This is a genomic window from Mycolicibacter algericus DSM 45454 (assembly GCF_002086455.1).
Taxonomy (GTDB): domain Bacteria; phylum Actinomycetota; class Actinomycetes; order Mycobacteriales; family Mycobacteriaceae; genus Mycobacterium; species Mycobacterium algericum.
In genome coordinates this window covers 1-257 of the sequence record NZ_MVHC01000105.1, presented here as the reverse complement: position 1 = coordinate 257, position 257 = coordinate 1, and the positions used below count along the sequence as shown (strand labels likewise).

At 61.5% G+C, this 257-nt stretch carries 1 protein-coding gene; it reads right to left on the bottom strand.

Annotated elements, in window-relative coordinates:
* Positions 1-257: transposase (locus BST10_RS22310; RefSeq protein ID WP_207567927.1), on the bottom strand; the 257-nt coding region annotated here is incomplete at both ends.

Here is a 257-nt window from a genome sequence, read left to right as displayed (position 1 = left end):
TGGCCCCGGTTCTTGGTGATTTTGCGCAGCTGGAAGTTGATCGACTCGATCGCGTTGGTGGTGTAGACGATCTTGCGGAGCTCCACCGGATAGTCCAGGAACGGAACGAATTCCGGCCAGGCGTTGCGCCACACGTCGATCGCGCCCGGGTACTGGGCGCCGAATTGCTGATCGAACTCCTTGAGGGCCAATTCAGCGCCATCGACGGTGGGCGCGGTGTAGATCGTCCGCATCGCGGTGGCGACCTTTTTGCGGTC